A 16411-nucleotide genomic window follows, 5' to 3' on the forward strand; every position below is an offset into this window, starting at 1 on the left:
GTGAACGGCGCAGCCGCCTGAGCGGCGATCAACTCCACCGCCAACGCCACCAACTGCGCGATCACCGCGATCTTGCACGTGATCACGATCACCGCAGCAGCATCGAACGCCGCCGCGATCAACCGCGCGGCCGTCGCCGCATCCGCCAGATACCCGCCCCCACCACCCGAGAACTTCTCCCAGGTCTTGCCGAACGCGTCGATCGAATCACCCGAGTTCGACGACAACACCCCGTTCGCCGCCGACGCACCCCGATAGTGCAACTCCTCCACCTGATCGGCGAAGTCACGCCACACCTGCGCCGACTCACGAAGCTTGTCCTCATTCGCCGTCGGCCAGTCGAAGCCCAGCATCTCGAGAACCCACTCGACGCTGTCCGGCAACATGAGCGCCATCTGGTCATTCCCCCTGCGGTGACGAAGACTTCAACTACGAGAACCACGCGAACTACGAACGGGCGGTGCAACGGCCGCGGCCGGGCCCTCCTCGGACCCGGCCGCGCACGCCGTGGGACGACGGTGCGTCAGTGGTGCGGACGGTAGAGCGCCTGGACCCGCTGGCCGACCGTGCCCTGCTTGCCCTCCATGGTGCGGAGGTCGTCGCTGGTCTGGCTCTCGTTGGCCTCGTGGGCGGCGGCCATGCCCTGGAGCTTCTGGCCGATCTCGCCGATGCGCTCGCCGAGCGACTGCATCGACTCCTTCATGCCGTCGCGCAGGCCTTCGTAGACGACGCCGAACTTCTCGCCCAGGTCGTCGTCGCCCCAGGGCGGGGTGTCGCCCTTCTCCAGGGCCTCCAGCCGGCTGGAGAGGTTCTTCACCGCGGCGAGGAAGTCCTCGCCCATCCGGCCCATGTTCCTGCCCTCGGACCGGAGACTGTCCGGGTCCACCACGATCTGCTGTGCCATCTCGGCTCCCCCACTACACCTGTCTGATGACCCGTCCGGTCAGTTCACCGCTCACCGCTCACCGCGTACGGCCGCTCCGAGCGGACCGTTCAGCGCTGCTGCGCGCCGAACCCCCCGTGCTCCCACTCCTCGGGCTCGTCCGGCCCGAACTCCGCCTCGTAGTCCTCGCGGAGCTTGACCGCCCGAGCCTCCGAGGCCTCGCGGTCGGCCGGGCTGAGGTTCTCGGCGGCGGTGCGCATCTGCCCCAGCCGCTCCCCGATCGCGTTGAGGTAGCGGTCGGACTCGACCACCTCGCGCATGCCGACGCGGCCGCTGAGCACGTCCCGGGCCATCTGCTGGAGCTGCGGGCCGACGGAGTCGTTGTCGGCGAGGGTGCGCAGGGCGCGGTGCAACTCACGTGCCTGCGCGGGATTGTCGGCGACGTCGAGCAGTTCGTCGTCCGTGATCTCCGGAATGTCCCGGTCCGTGGCCATCGCCTGTCCCCCTGCCCCGTATGCATCTCCGCCGTGGTCCGTCCGGGCCAACTTCCCCGGCCGTCCACAGCATTGCCCATGAGATCATAATGTTTACTTCATGGCTGTACCCGTACCGTGCTCGTTCGGTCTCGACCTTGCAACGGGTAGCCTCGTCCCGGCTCGCGGCAGCGACACTTCGAAACCCCGGCCGACACAACGGCACCGGTCCCCTCAGGCGAGGAGTTCTCGTGATCACCCAGGAGCTTGCCCTCAGCACCGCCGACGCCTGGCTGAACAGCGGCGCCGACACCGCCGGGCTGCCCCGGCGCGAGGTCCGGCACCGGGAGTTCGACCTCGGTTGGGTGGTCTGGGCGGCGCCCGCGCCGCTGGAGCGGGACCCGGTCACCGGGCAGCGCCGGCCCCCGGCCGACCTCGGTGACGCCTGCGGCGTGGTCGACCGCTCCACCGGCCGGCTCTCGGTCTGGTCGTCCATCCCGGTGGACGAGGTCATCGAGGCGTACCGCGAGAGCAAGCGTCCGGCCACCGGCCCGGGCAACTCGCTGACCGCCGACTACACCGACACCGCCACCGGCCAGCCGGTCCGGATCGAGCTGACCGCCGCCCCCGGCCACCCGCCGGTGGAGCACCAGCTGCTGGCCGAGCTCCAGCGCCGCGGCGTCGCTCCCGAGGCGGTCACCGCGGTCCACACCGCGCTGTACCCGTCCACCCTCCCCGGTGGCTACCCGGCCGTCGTGCTGGAGCAGTTGCCGAACGCGGCCGTCAGCCACGACTTCCCGTACGGCATCACCGCCGACGAGCGCGCGCAGGGCGTCACCGCCCTCACCGAGCGCCTGCGCCCGACCCCGCGCCCGAACCGCACCCCCGCCCCGCAGCCCGGCTCGGTCGAGCCGGCCGAGGCGGTCCGCGACGTCGCCCTCGGCCGTCAACTCCCCACCGTCTTCGACCTGGTGACCCGGTACGACGCCGACGACCTGGCCGCCAGCGCGCTGCCGGAGGCCACCCGCTCCACCCTCACCTGGGCCGGGCTGCCCAACGAGCTGCCGCTCTTCTTCACCGCCGACCAGGCCGACCGGCCCGCCCCCGGCGGGCTCTTCGCCGACCTGCGCACCCACCTGACGGCCGCCGGCTCCCCGATCGCGCCGGCCACCCTGGACGTGCTGGCGGGCTGGACCCGGATCGGCACCGACGGCCTGTGCGTGATCGCCGTCCAGACGGCCGGCGACGAGGCCGGCTCGGTCTGGGCCGTCCACCCGCGCACCGGCAGCGGACGGTTCGTCAACACCACCGTCGCCGCCTTCGACCGCAGCCTCGCCCTGCTCGCCACCGCCCGCCCGGCGCTGGCCGGGCTCGCCCCGGCCGAGGCGGGCGCCGCCCTGGCGGAGCTGCAGAACGGCCTGGCCGCGATCGACCCCGACGCCTTCCGCAAGGACACCGCCTGGTGGTCGGTGGTCATCGAGCAGATGTGGCACGGCCTGTTCTGACCCGGGGCCGGGAACGACGACGGCGCCGGCCGGGAACCCTCCCGACCGGCGCCGCGCCACATCCACCCCGCCCCGCCCCGCCCCGCCCCGCCCCCAGGGACCGTCAGACCGGGTGCCGCACCCAGACGTTCGGCTCCACGTAGACCGCCTGGTCGCGCTCCACCTCGCACCGCACCGGCACCAGCGCCCCCGGCACCAGCACCTCCCCCGTCGCGTCGAACGGCAGGCCGGTCCACTCCCGCCACTCCGCCAGCGACCCGGCGATGGTCATCGAGACCGGCGCGACCCGCTCCACCGTCGCCCCGGCCCGCACGTGCACCCGCAGCCACGGGTCGTACGGCAGGCCGTCCTCCGCGCGCACCCGGAAGGCGTACTCCTCCATCGGCGTCCCCGGCTCGTGGTGCTTGGCGCTCGGCCGCACCGGGGCCACCACCTCGGCGTACCCGCGCGCCCGCGCCGCGTCCCGCATCGCGCCGAGCACCACGCCCGACAGGCCCTTGCCCTGCAGGTCGGTCCGCACGGCGATCTCGATCGCGCTGACGGTGTCGGGCCGTTCGCCCCGGCGGTGACCGTTCACGGCCCAGAGCAGCACCTGGTCCCAGCCCCGGTCCGGCAGCCGGCCGTCCCGGCCCTCCCCGTGCAGCCGGAACGGCACGCTGTGGCCGCGTGCCACCAGCGCGCCCTCGGCGTCGGTGGCCACCACCACGTGCTCCGGGAAGAGCTCGGCGATCGTGCCCATCAGCGCGTTGGCCACCAGGTCGTGGTCCATGAACCGGGCCCAGGTGTCGGGCATCTCCCAGAGCCGCTCGCGCAGCTCGGGCCGCTCGGCCAGGGTGGTCACGGTCAGGTCGTCGTTCATGGGCCGCACCCTAACCAGCCGAACGCCTCCCCCGCACCGTGGTTTTCCCAGCTCACCACCGGTCAGGGGTGCATCCTGGCGCCCTTCAGCACCTTGTCCACCGCGTTGCGCGGCCCGTACAGCGCGATCCCGACCAGATCCAGCTCCGCCGTGGCGACCGCCCGCACCGCGGCCCGGTTGTCCCGGTCGTTGCCGGTGGCGAACAGGTCCGAGGTGAACACCGCGAGCGGCAACTCCCGCCCCAGCGCCCGGCCGTGCGCGGCCGTCAGCACCTCCTTGGTCCCCTCGAAGACCAGCACGGGCTGACGGAACATCGGCAGGTAGCCGGCCCCGTCCCCGTCCTGGTACGGCTCCCCGATCACCTCGGGCACGGCCGTGCCCAGGCCGCTGACCAGGAAGGCCGTCACGTTCAGCCGCTGCCAGGGCTCCAGGTCCTCGCGCAGCAGGACCGTGATCTTGGTGTCGAAACGGACCGGCCCGGCCGCGGCGCTCTGCTCTTCGCTTCTCATGCACCGAGACTGCCCGGTCCCCGCCCACCCGGTCTTGTACGTTCTTGGCATGACGCCCGGTCAGGAGGTCTCCGCGTGGCGGCCGCCGGTGCCCGGCCTGGTCGAGGTCCTGCACGCGCGCTTCACCGAGCACCGCTACCCGATGCACGTCCACGACAGCTGGACCCTGCTGATCGTGGACGACGGCGCCGTCCGGTACGAGCTGGACCGCCACCGCCGCGGCACCCCGCTCGGCACCGTCAGCCTGCTCCCGCCGCACGTCCCCCACAACGGCGCCCCGGCCACCGCCGAGGGTTTCCGCAAGCGCGTCCTCTACCTCGACACCACCCAGCTGGACACCTCCCTCACCGGCCCCGCCGTGGACGGCCCCGACATCACCGACCCGCTCCTACGGGACCGCATCGGCCGCCTGCACACCGCCCTGGCCCGCCCCGGCGAGGAGCTGGAGGCGGAGAGCCGGCTCGCCCTGATCGCCGGCCGCCTGCGCACCCACCTGCGCCCGGACGCCCCCGAGGGGGCGCCACCGCCCCGGGGCCTCGCCCAGGACCTGCGCGACCTGCTGGACGCCGACCTGCTCGCCCCGCCCACCCTCGCCGAGGCCGGGAGGCTGCTGCACGCCCACCCCACCCACCTGGTCCGGGCGTTCGGCGCCGCCTTCGGGATCCCGCCGCACCAGTACCTGACGGCCCGCCGGATCGACCGCGCCCGCCGTCTGCTGCTCGCCGGACAGCCCCCGGCCGAGGTCGCCACCGCCGTCGGCTTCCACGACCAGCCTCACCTCAACCGGCACTTCCGGCGCTTCCTCGGCACCACCCCGGGCCGCTTCACCCGCCCGGCGGGCCCCGATTGCCCTCCCGGTCAGCCCGTCCGGGCCGACCTCGCCCTGCCGGCCGGGCAGACCTTCCCCGCCACGCGTACCTCCCCCACCTGTCCCGCCGCGCAGACCTCCCGCTGACCGCCCGCTGAGTGCCCGACCGCGCGTCACTTCCCGGGCCACCCCAAACCGCCACGGTATGGTGCAAATCGCCGACCCCGTCGAGGTACACCGTGCTCTGGCCGCTCTCCGCCCTGCTCGCCATCGTCCTGGTCACCCTGGCGCTCGGCTGGCTGGCCGACCAGATCCTCCAACGGGTGGCCCGCCGCCACCCCGAGTCACCCGTCTGGGCGCTGCTGCGCCGCTGCCGCATCCCGCTCCAACTCGTGGTCTGCACAAGCCTCTTGCTGGCGGCACGGCCGATCGAGCGGATCTTCGACCTGGAGGGCGACGACACCCACCACACCGTCCTGCTCGCCCTGATGGCCTCGCTCGGCTGGCTCACCATCCGGGTGGTCGCCGCCGTCCTGGAGGCCTTCTTCCTCCGCTACCAGGCCGTCACCGACGAGCCCTACCGCGTCCAGCGGGTGCAGACCCAGCTCAGCCTGACCCGACGGGTCGTCAGCGCGCTGATCGCCGTGGTGACCGTCGCCGTCATGCTGCTGACCTTCCAGGCCATGCGCACCATCGGCGCCAGCCTGCTCGCCTCCGCCGGCATCCTCGGCATCGTGGCCGGCATCGCCGCCCAGAGCGCGCTCGGCAACTTCTTCGCCGGCCTGCAGATCGCCTTCGGCGACACCGTCCGGATCGGCGACACGGTGGTGGTCGAGACCCAGCAGGGCACGGTGGAGGAGATCACCCTCTCCTACCTGGTGATCCGCCTCTGGGACTACCGCCGCCTGATCGTCCCGACCTCCTACTTCGTCAGCAAGCCCTTCGAGAACTGGACCCGCAAGGACCCGGGCCTGCTCGGCGCCGTCCTGCTCCACCTGGACCACACCACGCCCGTGCCCGAACTCCGCACCGTGCTCAAGGAGTTCCTCGCCACCAACCCGCTCTGGGACTCCACCGAGTGGGCCCTCCAGGTCACCGACACCACCCCGAGCACCATCGTCGTCCGGGCCACCATGACCGCCCGCACCCCGGACGACGTCGCCGTCCTCCGCTTCGAGGTCCGCGAACACCTGGTCGCCCACCTCCGCGACCACCACCCCACCGCCCTCCCCCGCATCCGCACGGGAGAGGGCGGCCGGGGGCGGCCCGGCCCGGTCACGCCAGGTTGATCTCGATCAGCTGGATCTGGTCGCCGACCCGCACCGCCTTGCGCAGCACCTTCCCGCCGAAGCCGTCCAGGTTCCCGGACATCGGCCGCCTGCCGAGCGCGTGGTCGATCTCCCGCAGCTGGAAGTGCAGCAACCGCTCCTGGGGGATCTGGCCGTTGAGGCCGAACGCCGGGACGTCCCGGTTCTGCGCCGACACGCCGTTGTCCGGTGAGATCTGCTCCAGGGTGTCCATCTCGTGCTCGCCGGGCGGCAGGATGACGGTCACCCAGGAGTCCGGATGGTCGAGGCCGCCCTGCGTGCCCATGGTCACCAGCGGATCGCGCCTGACTCCCGAGTACCAGAGCGAGGACTCGCCCCCCAGCCACAGCGGGATGTTGGACATGCCGACGTTCTCGAAGTTGTTGACCGTGTTGTTGACGCCCTGTTGGGTGTGGCCGAACTCGGTCTGCCAGATCTTGCTGTTCTCCGGATGGGCCGGATCGCCGCCGCGCCCGGTGTCGTTCGGGTTCTGGATCCGGACGACGCAGTCCCGGAAGTCCACCGTGCGGTCGGGCACGGCCGTGTCCGGCCAGTAGTCCTCCTCCCCCGGTTGGAGCTGCGTCGCCCCCGGCGGCACCTCCGGTCCGGGATTCTGGTCCTGGCCCGCTGCCGGGTTGTCCGCCATGCCCGGCCGGTCCGGAGCGGTCCGCTGCTGCCCCGGGGCGTGCTCCTGGCCGACCGGTGCGCGCTCGGGGTCCAGCAGGATCGCGAAGACGCCCTGCGGGCCGGCGTACCCGTCGCCGGGACGCCGGTGCAGGTCCGGTCCGTGCTGCCCGGTCTGCCCGTCGACGTAGACGATCCTGCCGTTCTGGTTCACCGCGTTCCAGGAGTGCGCCCGCTGGTCGTCGTCCACCGTGATGATGACGGCCTGCGAGCCGTGGCCCTGCGCGGTGAGCCGCTGCTCCAGCCGCTCGAACGCCTCGCGGCCGTTGCCCAGGTCGGAGAACTCGGCACCGAGCGCGGTCTCGATCCGCTGCCGGCCACCCGCCTCGCCCAGGGCGGACGGCTGCCCGTCCGCCTCCGGCGTGCGCGCCCCCGCGGCGGCGGGGTGCCCCGAGTAGGTGTCCACCACGGCGAGCGTGGTGTCGACGCAGTTGGTGCTCCGCCCGGGCAGGTGGCTGCCGTCGCCGTTGATCCGGGAGGGCCAGTCGCCGTCCGCGGGATCCGGGTGGCGCTTCGGGACGCCGCCCTCGTGCGGCACCGCGTTCCGGATGCGTGCCTGGTCCTCGTCCGAGGGGCCGAGCAGTCCGCCCTCGCCGCCGACCGGACGGTTGCCGGTGGCCGGCCGGTAGGACTCGCCGCCCTCGGGTGCCGGGAGCGGCCCCGGCCTGTCGTGCGCCGGCTCGATGTCCAGGCGCAGGTGGTAGTTGGTGCCGTCCCTGATCACCATCACCTGGGAGATGGCGAGTTGATCGCCGCTCATGCCGTTGTACTGCTTGACGATGTTGTTGGTCGACTTGCCGTTGTCGGTCGTCAGCACCTGGGTGAAGACCGGGTCGCCCTTGCGACCGACCAGGGTCGTGGGCAGCTTCTCCCGGACGTCCTTCAAGGCCTCCGGCCGGACGACCTCCTCCAGCTTCTTGCCCTTCATCGCCTCGGCGAGCGTCTGGCCGGCGTCCATCCTGGCGATCACGTCGGGGCTGAGGACGCTCTCCCGGCCGTGGGCGTTCACCTCCTGCCGGATCACCGGCTCGTTGACCAGGAGGTCGAGGGTGGCCTTGGCGGGCCCGCCGGAGATGTTCTGCCGGTAGATCGAGTCCGGCATCGTGGACGGGCCGTTCTGGTGCAGCGTCCCCAGGGCGGTGGCCGCCTGCTTGCGGTCGCCGGATGAGGCGGCCTGCCACTGCGTCAGGAACGCCTCGCTCGCGAAGTACGGGGCCTCCTTCCCCGCCGGGTACATGACGTTGCCGTCCTCGTCGAGGAGCACGTTGCCGTCCTTGTCGCGGACCACCTTGCCGTCGTAGCGGTAGGTCTCCATCGCGACCGCGAACGACTTGCCGTCCTTGAAGCCGAACGCCGTCGCGAACCGCCCGCCCGCGATCGGCCGGCCCGCCGCCGCGTTCTCGGTCGAGGTCTCGTAGTCCGTGGACTGCTGCTCGATGCCGAAGATCGTGGCGCCCGAGAAGAGCTTGGTCGGGTCGGTCTTCAGGACCGGGAGGTTCTGCTCCTTGACCGTGTAGAGCTCGGGCTCACCCATGCTGTCGAAGTAGTCGGTCATCCGCTGGCTCGGCGGAACGTCCTTCAACGCCCGCGGTGCGGGAGCGGGCGTCCCGGTGTCCGTGGTGCCCCCGGTGTCCGAAACGTCCGTCTCCGGCGAGCCGAACGATCCGCCGGCGACCGGCTCGACCTCGAACCGGAGGCTGAGGTTGCCGCTGGTGTCACGCCCGATCGTGATGGCGGTGATCTCCGCGCGGTGCTCCGGCTTCATCAGGTTGAAGTCGCTGACGACGGCACCGGTGGTCTTGCCGTTCACGGTCTTGCCCAGGATCTCCTGGAAGCCCGTCTGATCCGGCGTCATCCTGACCAGCAGCGGCCTTCCGCCCTCCTGGCCCGCCGGGGGGTTCGCCTCGTTCCACCGGTCACGGGCGGACGCACGCCCGTCGACCCACTGCTTCCACTCCGTCAGCTTCTCCCGGTCGGCCGGGGTGCTCTGGTCGAGCCGGTCCTGCCAGTCCTGCCCCCAGTGGATGCCCTGCTCCTTCTGCCGTTCGAGCCACCCCTCCCGCTCGCCCCGGCGCGTGAACGGGGCCGCCGGTTCGGGCGTCACGTTCCCGCCGCCGGCCAGGGCGTCCTGCAAGGCGTTCTTCGCCAGCTGGCCCGAGACGTTCTGCCGGTAGATGTTCGCGGGGAGGGAGTCGGGGATCTCCAGGGTCGACGGGTTCTCCAGCCGGCGCCGGACGTCTTTGTCCGACCGGCCGCCGGGGTGCACGGCCGCCCACTGGGTGAAGAAGCCGTCACTGGCGAAGTAGGACTTGTCGCCCGCCGCCTTGTAGTTCTCCATCATCAGCGCGGAACCGCGCCCGTCGGCGTCGAAGCCGTACGCGTTGGTGAACTGGGCGCCCTTCTTCGGCGCGCCGTCGGAGGTGCTGCCCTCCTTCTGCTCGAAGTCGCTGGTCTGCTGCTCGACCTGGTGGTACTTGAGCGGCGCGGACCCGCCGTCCTGCAGGAAGCCGTTGACCAGCTTCGAGTTCGGGAAGGTGCTGTGGTCGGCGTACCCGCCCTCCATCAGCCCGGCGAGGGTGGACACCCGGGCGCGGACCGCCGCCTGCACCTCTGCCGGGGTGCGGGTGTCGTTGGCACCGAAGTGCTCGCGGAACTCCGGGTCGGGCGTCATGCCCGGCAGCGTCTGCTCCCGGCCGTCGACGGCCGAGGCCCAGACCTTCCAGTCGCCTGCGCGCCGGTCCGGCAGGGCGCCCGGCTCGGCGGGCCAGGAGGTCTTCTTGCTGGTGTCGACCCAGTGCGGCCCGCCCGGCTTGCCGTCCTGCGGGGGCAGGTTGACCAGCGCGAGGGCATGGCCCTCCGCGCCCTCCTTGCCCACCATGACGGTGGCGAAGGCACCGGGGCCGCCCTGCTTCACCTTGTCGATCAGGGAGTCGACGGCCGGCTGGCCCGTGCCGAACAGGTGCGGGACGTCGTGACGCTTGTTCAGCATCGAGGCCACGCCCAGCTCCGCCTCGCCGGTGAAGGTCTGCCCCGAGGGGCGCGGGCGGCCGAAATGGGTGTCGCGGTACGCCTCGACGCCCTCCAGGCAGTTGTGCAGGTCGCTGCCGGGACGGAACCCGGGCGGCGGCGTCACCGGCACCTTGTGCGGGTCCACCAGGCCGAGCAGTTCCTTGGTCGGCTGCGGGAACTTCGCGCCCTGGGTGTGCTGCGCCAGGGCGTCGTACTGCGCATCACTGGCCGGCAGGTAGCCGCGGCCCATCAGCACGGCGTCGCTGTTCTCGTACGCCGGGGTGCGCCGCCACTTGTCCGGGGTCTCGTCCGGTTCCTCGTCCCGGCCGCGCTTGCGGCCGGTGCCGTTCCCGTGCCCCGGCGCCGGCTGGTGCGGCGGGGGCGTCCCGTCCGACGGGGAGGCCGGTGCCTTGGGCAGCGACCCGTCGGGGACCGCGGTGGGCGTCACCCGGCCGAGGACCGGCGGCGTCTGGCCCGGCGAGCCGAAGCCCGCGGCGGGCGGCACCTGGCCCTGACCCGCCGGTGCGGCGGCGGGCGTCGTCACCGGCGCCTCCTGGCCGACGTCGAGCCGCAGGTGGAAGCTGCCGTTGGCCTCCCGGATCACGGTGACCCGGTTGATCTCCATCCGCTCGCCCTCGCGGCGGCCGGCCACGTCGTTGAACTGGTCGACGATCTGCTTGGTGCTGGAGCCGTTCTGGGTCTCCGTCAGGAGGCGGGCGGCCTGCTCCGGGGTCGCTACGCGGTTGTACGGCCCCGCGTCCGGACCCATGATCGCGACGAGGGCGGCCTTCGCCGGGGTGCCCGAGATGTTCTGCCGGTAGATCGAGTCCGGCAGACCGGACGGCACCGTCACCGGCTGCTTCCCGAGCTGCTTCGCCACGTCCTTCTGCTTGATCCCGTCCGCCCCGTTCTGCTGCGCCAGGGCGTCCACGGCCTGCCACTGCGTCAGGAACACGTCGCTGGCGAAGTACGGCACGCCGTCCTTGATCCGGACGTTGTTCGCGTCCTTCTCCCCGTTGTAGCGGTAGCTCTCGACCGCGACGGCGAAGCTGCGCCCGTCGTCGGTGTACCCGAACGCGGTCTTGAACTTCGCCCCGGCCAACGGCGCCTGGCTCTCCGGGCTGGTCGGGTGCGGCACGTAGCCGTCGGAGGTCATCTCGACGTCGAACATCGAGACCACCGTCGACGTGTCCATCGAGCTGTCGGCCTTCAGCGCGAAGACGTTCTCCGGCCGCTTGACCACCATCACGTCGGTCTCGTCGACCCGGCCGAGGTAGCCGTTCATCCGACCGTGCGCCTTGTCCCCCTTCGCGCTCCGGTCCGGGGACCCGAAGCCGGAGACCTGCTCGGTCGAGGTCGACCGGGGCGCGCCGTCCCCCTCGGCCGGAGCCGGAGCGGCCGGTGCGGTCTTGTCGACGTCGAAGCGCAACTGGTAGTTGCCCTGGGCGTCCTGGAGCACCGCCACGCGCTTGATGCTGTTCTGCTGCTGCCGCATCCCGTTGAACTGCTCGACGATCCGCTTCGTCGAGTCGCCGTTGTCGGTCGCGATGATCTTCGCGTAGGCGGAGCTGCCCGCCGGGAAGGTCTGCGGCGGTACGGCCCCGCCCAACGCGTCCTTGATCAGCGCCTTCGCGTCGTCACTGGAGACGTTCTGACGGTAGATCGAGTCCGGCAGGGTGAGCGGACCGTCGCCGCTCGGCTGCCCGAGGTTCTGCTTGACCGAGCCCCGGTCCCCGTTCGCGCCCGCCAGTTCGACAGCGTGCCACTGCGCCAGGAACGCGTCGGTCGCCCGGTACGGCGGCTTGCCGGCCCCGTTGGCCCGGTAGTTCTCGATCGCGACCGCGAAGGTCGAGCCGTCCTCCTTGAACCCGAAGGCGTTGTAGAACTTCCCACCCGCCACGGGGCGCCCGGCCGAGGCGCTGCCCTCCGCCGTCGCGTAGTCGTGCGACTGGTGGCTGACCCCGAACACCTTGCTGATCGGCTGCCCGCCCGACTCCGTGTCGAGCGTGACCGCCGGCATCCTGGCGGGGTTGACCGTACCGATCTCGACCTCGGCCCGGCTGGCCTTCGGGCGCGACTGGCTCATCAGCTCGTCGAACTGCTGCATCCGCAGCGGCGCACCGGGGTCCGGGTTCACCGGCCGCACCACGGGCGCCGGCGCGTCGGACGTGCCCGTGTCCGTGTCCTCGGGCGCGGGCGAGCCGAACGAGCCCCTGGCCCTCGGCGCGGCGGAGTCAGTCGAGCCCGCGTCCCGGTCGGTGGACGAGGACTGGTCCGGGAGTGCGCGGTCCTTCGGCGCCGACGAACCCCGGGAGTCGCCGCTCTCCGGAGCGTCCTGCGGAGCGGAGCGGGAGGCGTCACCCCCCTCGTGGACCGCCAGGGGCTGCCGGGAGTTCTCGATGTCGAACCGCATCTGGAAGTTGGTGCCGTCGAGCGTCACCACCACCTTCTTGATCTCGGCCACCGAGGTGGTGTCCCGACCGCCGGCGGCCGCCTGATCCGCACTCATCCGGTTGAACTGGTCGACGATGCCCTTGGTCGACCCGCCGTTGACCGTGCTCATCACACCGGCGAAGCCGGCGGAGTCGAGCGGGATGTCAGCCCGGGTCCCGGCCGCCGCCTTGACCTCGGCGAGGTACTCGGGCGCGACGAAGTCCTCGAGCTTCTTGCCCCTGACCACGTCGATCGGGCTCTTGTCGCCCTTCTGCTTGCCCCCCTTGGGCGTGCCGATCTCCGCCGAGGTCTCGGGGGTCAGCAGGGCCTCGACCTTCAGCCCGTGCTTGGTGGCCACCTGCTCGACGGCGTGCATGTCCAGCACGGCGCCGAGCGTCTTCTTGGCGTCGTCACCCGAGATGTTCTGCCGGAAAACGTGCTGCGGGAACGCGTCGGGGAACGGGGTGTCCGGGTCGCCGAACCGGGTCTCGACGTTCTCGTCGAACTTGCTGTTCTGCCTGGCACCGCTGACGGCCTGCCACTGCGCCAGGAACACGTCGCTGGCGAAGTAGTCCGGTGCCGGCCAGACCTTGTCGAAGTCCTTGTCCTTGTTCTTGCCGTCGTGCCGGTAGCTCTCCATCGCCACCGCGAAGGTCTCGCCGTTCACCTCTCCGAAGGCGGCCTGGAAGTGGCTGCCGCGCACCGGTCGGCTGGCCGACGCCGACTCTCCGGTCGGCATCTTGAAGTCACCGCTGACCTGGTCGATGTCCACCACGTACTTCGCCGTCGAGAGGTCGAAGTCCGGATCGGCCTTGATGGCGGGAAGCGAGTTGGCCACCCGGTTGGGCCTGACCACCATGAAGGTGCTCGACCCCTCCAGGTCCACCGAGTCGTCGCCCTCCTGCACCGTCACCGACTCGAGGTCGCTCTTGAAGTTGTCCATCCGCTCCGCCGGCGGGACGTCGGCGAGCCTGCGAACGGGCGTGGCGGCGTTCGGGACGGGCTCCGGCCGGGTGACCGTGCCCTCCTCCGGGGACGGGGCCTGCTGCTCGGGCCTGCCGGTGAACCCGGTGTTGGCCGGGTTGGTCGGCAGTGCGGTGACCGGATTCTCGGGTCGCGCGGTCGTCGACGTCGGCGTCGGTGTCGGCTGCGGGGTGACCGGACGCGGGCCCGGCTGCGGGCCCGGCTGCGCCGGGGCACCGGCCGTACCCGGCGGGACGGCACCGGAGGTCTGGGCGGCGGCAGGCGCGGCCTCCGGAGCGACCTGGGTGGACGTGAACTCCCCCTGCTGGTTGGACGAGTGACTCTGGGTCGGCATGGTGCGCGGGGTGGATCCCATACCGCTGACCCGGGTGCCGGACGTCTGGTCCGACTGCTCGGACTCCGGACGCTGGTGCGGCACACCTGCCGGCGGGCCGTCGGAGCTGGGAACGGTCCGCGGTGTGGGCGCCGGCGTCGTGTCGGAGTCGTGGGTGGGGGTGGGGGTGGGGGTGGGCGTCGGGGTGTGGTCCGGGGCGCTGCGCTGGGTGGGCGGCTCGTAGGGCGCGAGTTGGGGCGCGGCCTCGTGGCGGGGGGTGGTGCTCGGGCCCTGGTACGGGGCGGTGTCCGGGGTCGGGGTGGTGGTGTTGGCGGTGTGGCCGGCGGTCGAGAAGGTCCGTGGGTTGTCCTCGGAGAAACCACGCGGGGTCGGGCCGCTGTCCGGCCTGGAGCCCGTGTCCGGGTCAGCGCCCTCGGCGTACGGCTGCCGGATGCGGTGGCCGTCGCTGCCCATCGGCGACAGGTGCTGGTCGGGGTCGGCCCCCTCGGCGTAGGGCTGCCGGATGTGGTGCCCATCGCTGCCCATCGGGGACAGGTTGTCCGGCTTGGAGCCCGTGTCCGGGTCAGCGCCCTCGGCGTACGGCTGCCGGATGTGGTGCCCGTCGCTGCCGATCGGCGACAGGTTCTCCGGCTTGGGCGCGGCGTTGGTGTCCGGCTTCGAGCTGCTGCTGTCCGGCTTGCCCGGGCCGTCGGAGCCTGATCCGTTCTGACCGTTCGAGTCCGAGGAGTTGGAGGAGCCGTTGCCCGAAGTCCCGCTGTTCGAGGAGCCGTTGCCGCTCGTCGAGTTTCCGTTTGAGCTCGTGTTGCCGGAGCCGCCCATGCTGGGGGCGTCGACGCCGGGGCCGTCCGCACCACCACCGGTGAAGTCGGAGGCGTTGGGGATGTCCGAGGAGTTGAACTTGCCCTTGAGGGCGCCCGCACCGCGGTGAATGGCGGGGCCGGCACCGCCGCTGAGCGCGGAGCCGCCGAGCTGACCCGCGTCGACCTCGCCGGTGAGGGCGAACTGCGTGAACGCGTCCGCACCGACGTCGGTGATCGCGCCCTCGACCATCTGGGCCGGGAGCCGGTCCATGTTCTTGCCGATGAGCTTGTTGCCGGCCGCGCCGAGACCCTTGCCCAGCACGCCACCTGCGGCGCCGCCGATCGCGCCACCGGCCGCGCTCATCCCGAGCTCCTTGCCGTCCAACTCCTTGCGGTTGCCCGCAGCGAGCTGGATCGACTGGGCGAGCAGGTTGATGGCGACCTCCTGGAAGGCCTCCTTCAACGCCAGGATGATGATCTCCTTGGCCAGCTTCTTCAGGATCTGCTGGACCGTCAGCTTGCTCGCCGTGATCGCCGCCGGGATCGCCGCCAACGACGCCCCCGCCGTCACCGGCGCCGCCGCCTCCGCCGTCGCGATCTCGTAGGCCAGGATGCCCAGTTGGGCCACGATCGAGATCTTCGCCGTCTCGGTCGAGTTGGCCATCGCCTCCAGGCTGTCCGCCATCGAGTTGCAGGCCTTCACCATGCCGGGGAAGAAACCGGGCTTCTTCCCGTCGGCGGGGAGGGTGAGCGTCTCCCACTTCTTCGACAACTCGTCCATGGCCGCGCCCTGCTGGCCGTCCAGCGCACGCTTCATCGCCGAGTCGGCGGCCCGCCCGCCCTCTTCGATCGTCTCGGCGGCGGACCGCCAACGGCGGGCCATGTCCCGCATCAGGTCCTCGTCGCCCTCGGGCCAACGGGAACCGGCGAGCAGCATCAGGACCCACTGCAGGGGCTCGGGGAGTTCGACAGCCATGGTGGGTCAGTGCCTTCCGTTGTACTTGCCGCCGGCGATGTCGCGGTGCAGCAGGTCCTGCTGACCGGTGCCGGGGAGGGGGAGCTCGGGCTTGCCCATGCCGGTGAGGCTGAACTGCTCGGCGTTCTCGTAGCCGTCGGCCATGCCCTTGAGGCGCTTCCCGATCGTTTCGAGGACCTGGGGGAGGGCCTCAAGGCCCTCCAGCACGTCCTTCTCGTTGGCGAGGTAACCGGGCTCGCCGTCCTCGCCGTTGGCGAAGGACTTCCCGTCGTCGTCGTTGCCCCAGGGCGAGTTGCCGCGCATGCCGCTGAGGTAGCCGTTCATGCTGGTGAAGAGCTCCTTGAGGTCGTCCGCGACCCCGAGCACCGGGCCGGAGGCGGCCCGCAGCTGCTCGGGCACGATCCGGAAGCCACCGGCCATCGCCGAACCGACGGACGGCGACGGGGACCCCTTGCTCCGCGCCTGCATGGCGGGGGTGCCTTCGCCGCCCACCTTCATCGCGGGAGTCGTCCCGTCGGGCGACTCCGCCGGCACAGCGGCGGTACCCTCGCCACCCACCTTCATCGCAGGAGTCGTCCCGTCAGGGGACACCGCCGGCACGGCGGCGCTGCCCGTACCCCCCACCTTCATCGCGGGAGTCGTCCCGTCGGGCGCCACCGCACGCTCGGCGGGAACGGTTCCGTCGAGCGGGACGCCGGTGCTCTTCGGCACGGCCTGCGTGAACTCCGGCGAACCGGCCGGGACCCCCGCACTCGCGGCCCCACTCGCGGGCACCGCCTGCGTGACCTCGCCCGCCCCCGCCTGCACGGCCTGGGTGTACGCGGGCGATCCGGCGACCGGCACACCG

At 71.9% G+C, this 16411-nt stretch carries 9 protein-coding genes and 1 pseudogene; 3 read left to right on the forward strand and 7 right to left on the reverse strand.

Annotated features, from left to right (window positions below; translation table 11 throughout):
- From ACWCYY_RS38720 to ACWCYY_RS38730, 3 genes are all read right to left on the reverse strand, one after another.
- A partial coding sequence (locus tag ACWCYY_RS38720) for a WXG100-like domain-containing protein (RefSeq protein ID WP_449798744.1) occupies positions 1–395 on the reverse strand: 395 nt, incomplete at its 3' end.
- A 128-nt stretch (positions 396–523) separates the two neighbouring features.
- A complete protein-coding gene (locus tag ACWCYY_RS38725; protein ID WP_345289111.1) occupies positions 524–904 on the reverse strand; it encodes a hypothetical protein in 381 nt (126 codons plus the stop codon).
- 89 nt (positions 905–993) lie between these two features.
- Positions 994–1377, reverse strand: a complete 384-nt coding sequence (locus ACWCYY_RS38730) for a hypothetical protein (RefSeq protein WP_345289109.1) — start codon at positions 1375–1377, stop codon at positions 994–996.
- Positions 1378–1607: 230 nt separating this feature from the next.
- Here ACWCYY_RS38730 and ACWCYY_RS38735 point away from each other — a divergent pair, with 230 nt between their 5' ends.
- A complete protein-coding gene (locus ACWCYY_RS38735) occupies positions 1608–2861 on the forward strand; it encodes an SUKH-4 family immunity protein (protein WP_449798745.1) in 1254 nt (417 codons plus the stop codon).
- Positions 2862–2964: 103 nt separating this feature from the next.
- Here ACWCYY_RS38735 and ACWCYY_RS38740 read toward each other — a convergent pair whose 3' ends face one another.
- On the reverse strand, positions 2965–3720 hold the full coding sequence (locus ACWCYY_RS38740; protein WP_449798746.1) for an N-acetyltransferase: 756 nt from the start codon (positions 3718–3720) through the stop codon (positions 2965–2967).
- 62 nt (positions 3721–3782) lie between these two features.
- Positions 3783–4229: a DUF2000 family protein gene (locus tag ACWCYY_RS38745; RefSeq protein WP_449798747.1), complete on the reverse strand. Its 447-nt coding sequence runs from the start codon at positions 4227–4229 to the stop codon at positions 3783–3785.
- A 49-nt stretch (positions 4230–4278) separates the two neighbouring features.
- On the opposite strand from ACWCYY_RS38745, the gene ACWCYY_RS38750 reads away from it, so the two are divergent.
- Both ACWCYY_RS38750 and ACWCYY_RS38755 read left to right on the forward strand, forming a co-directional pair.
- On the forward strand, positions 4279–5184 hold the full coding sequence (locus ACWCYY_RS38750) for an AraC family transcriptional regulator (protein WP_449798748.1): 906 nt from the start codon (positions 4279–4281) through the stop codon (positions 5182–5184).
- 92 nt (positions 5185–5276) lie between these two features.
- Positions 5277–6326: a mechanosensitive ion channel family protein gene (locus tag ACWCYY_RS38755; RefSeq protein ID WP_345289103.1), complete on the forward strand. Its 1050-nt coding sequence runs from the start codon at positions 5277–5279 to the stop codon at positions 6324–6326.
- Here ACWCYY_RS38755 and ACWCYY_RS38760 read toward each other — a convergent pair.
- Together ACWCYY_RS38760 and ACWCYY_RS38765 are read right to left on the reverse strand one after the other, a co-directional pair.
- Positions 6313–15564: a toxin glutamine deamidase domain-containing protein gene (locus ACWCYY_RS38760; protein ID WP_449798749.1), complete on the reverse strand. Its 9252-nt coding sequence runs from the start codon at positions 15562–15564 to the stop codon at positions 6313–6315. The two genes, ACWCYY_RS38755 and ACWCYY_RS38760, sit on opposite strands and share 14 nt — an antisense overlap.
- A gap of 6 nt (positions 15565–15570) precedes the next feature.
- Positions 15571–16411 (reverse strand): annotated as a pseudogene (locus ACWCYY_RS38765) (hypothetical protein); the annotation flags it as partial.

The sequence above is a fragment of the Kitasatospora sp. NPDC001664 genome (assembly GCF_053596675.1).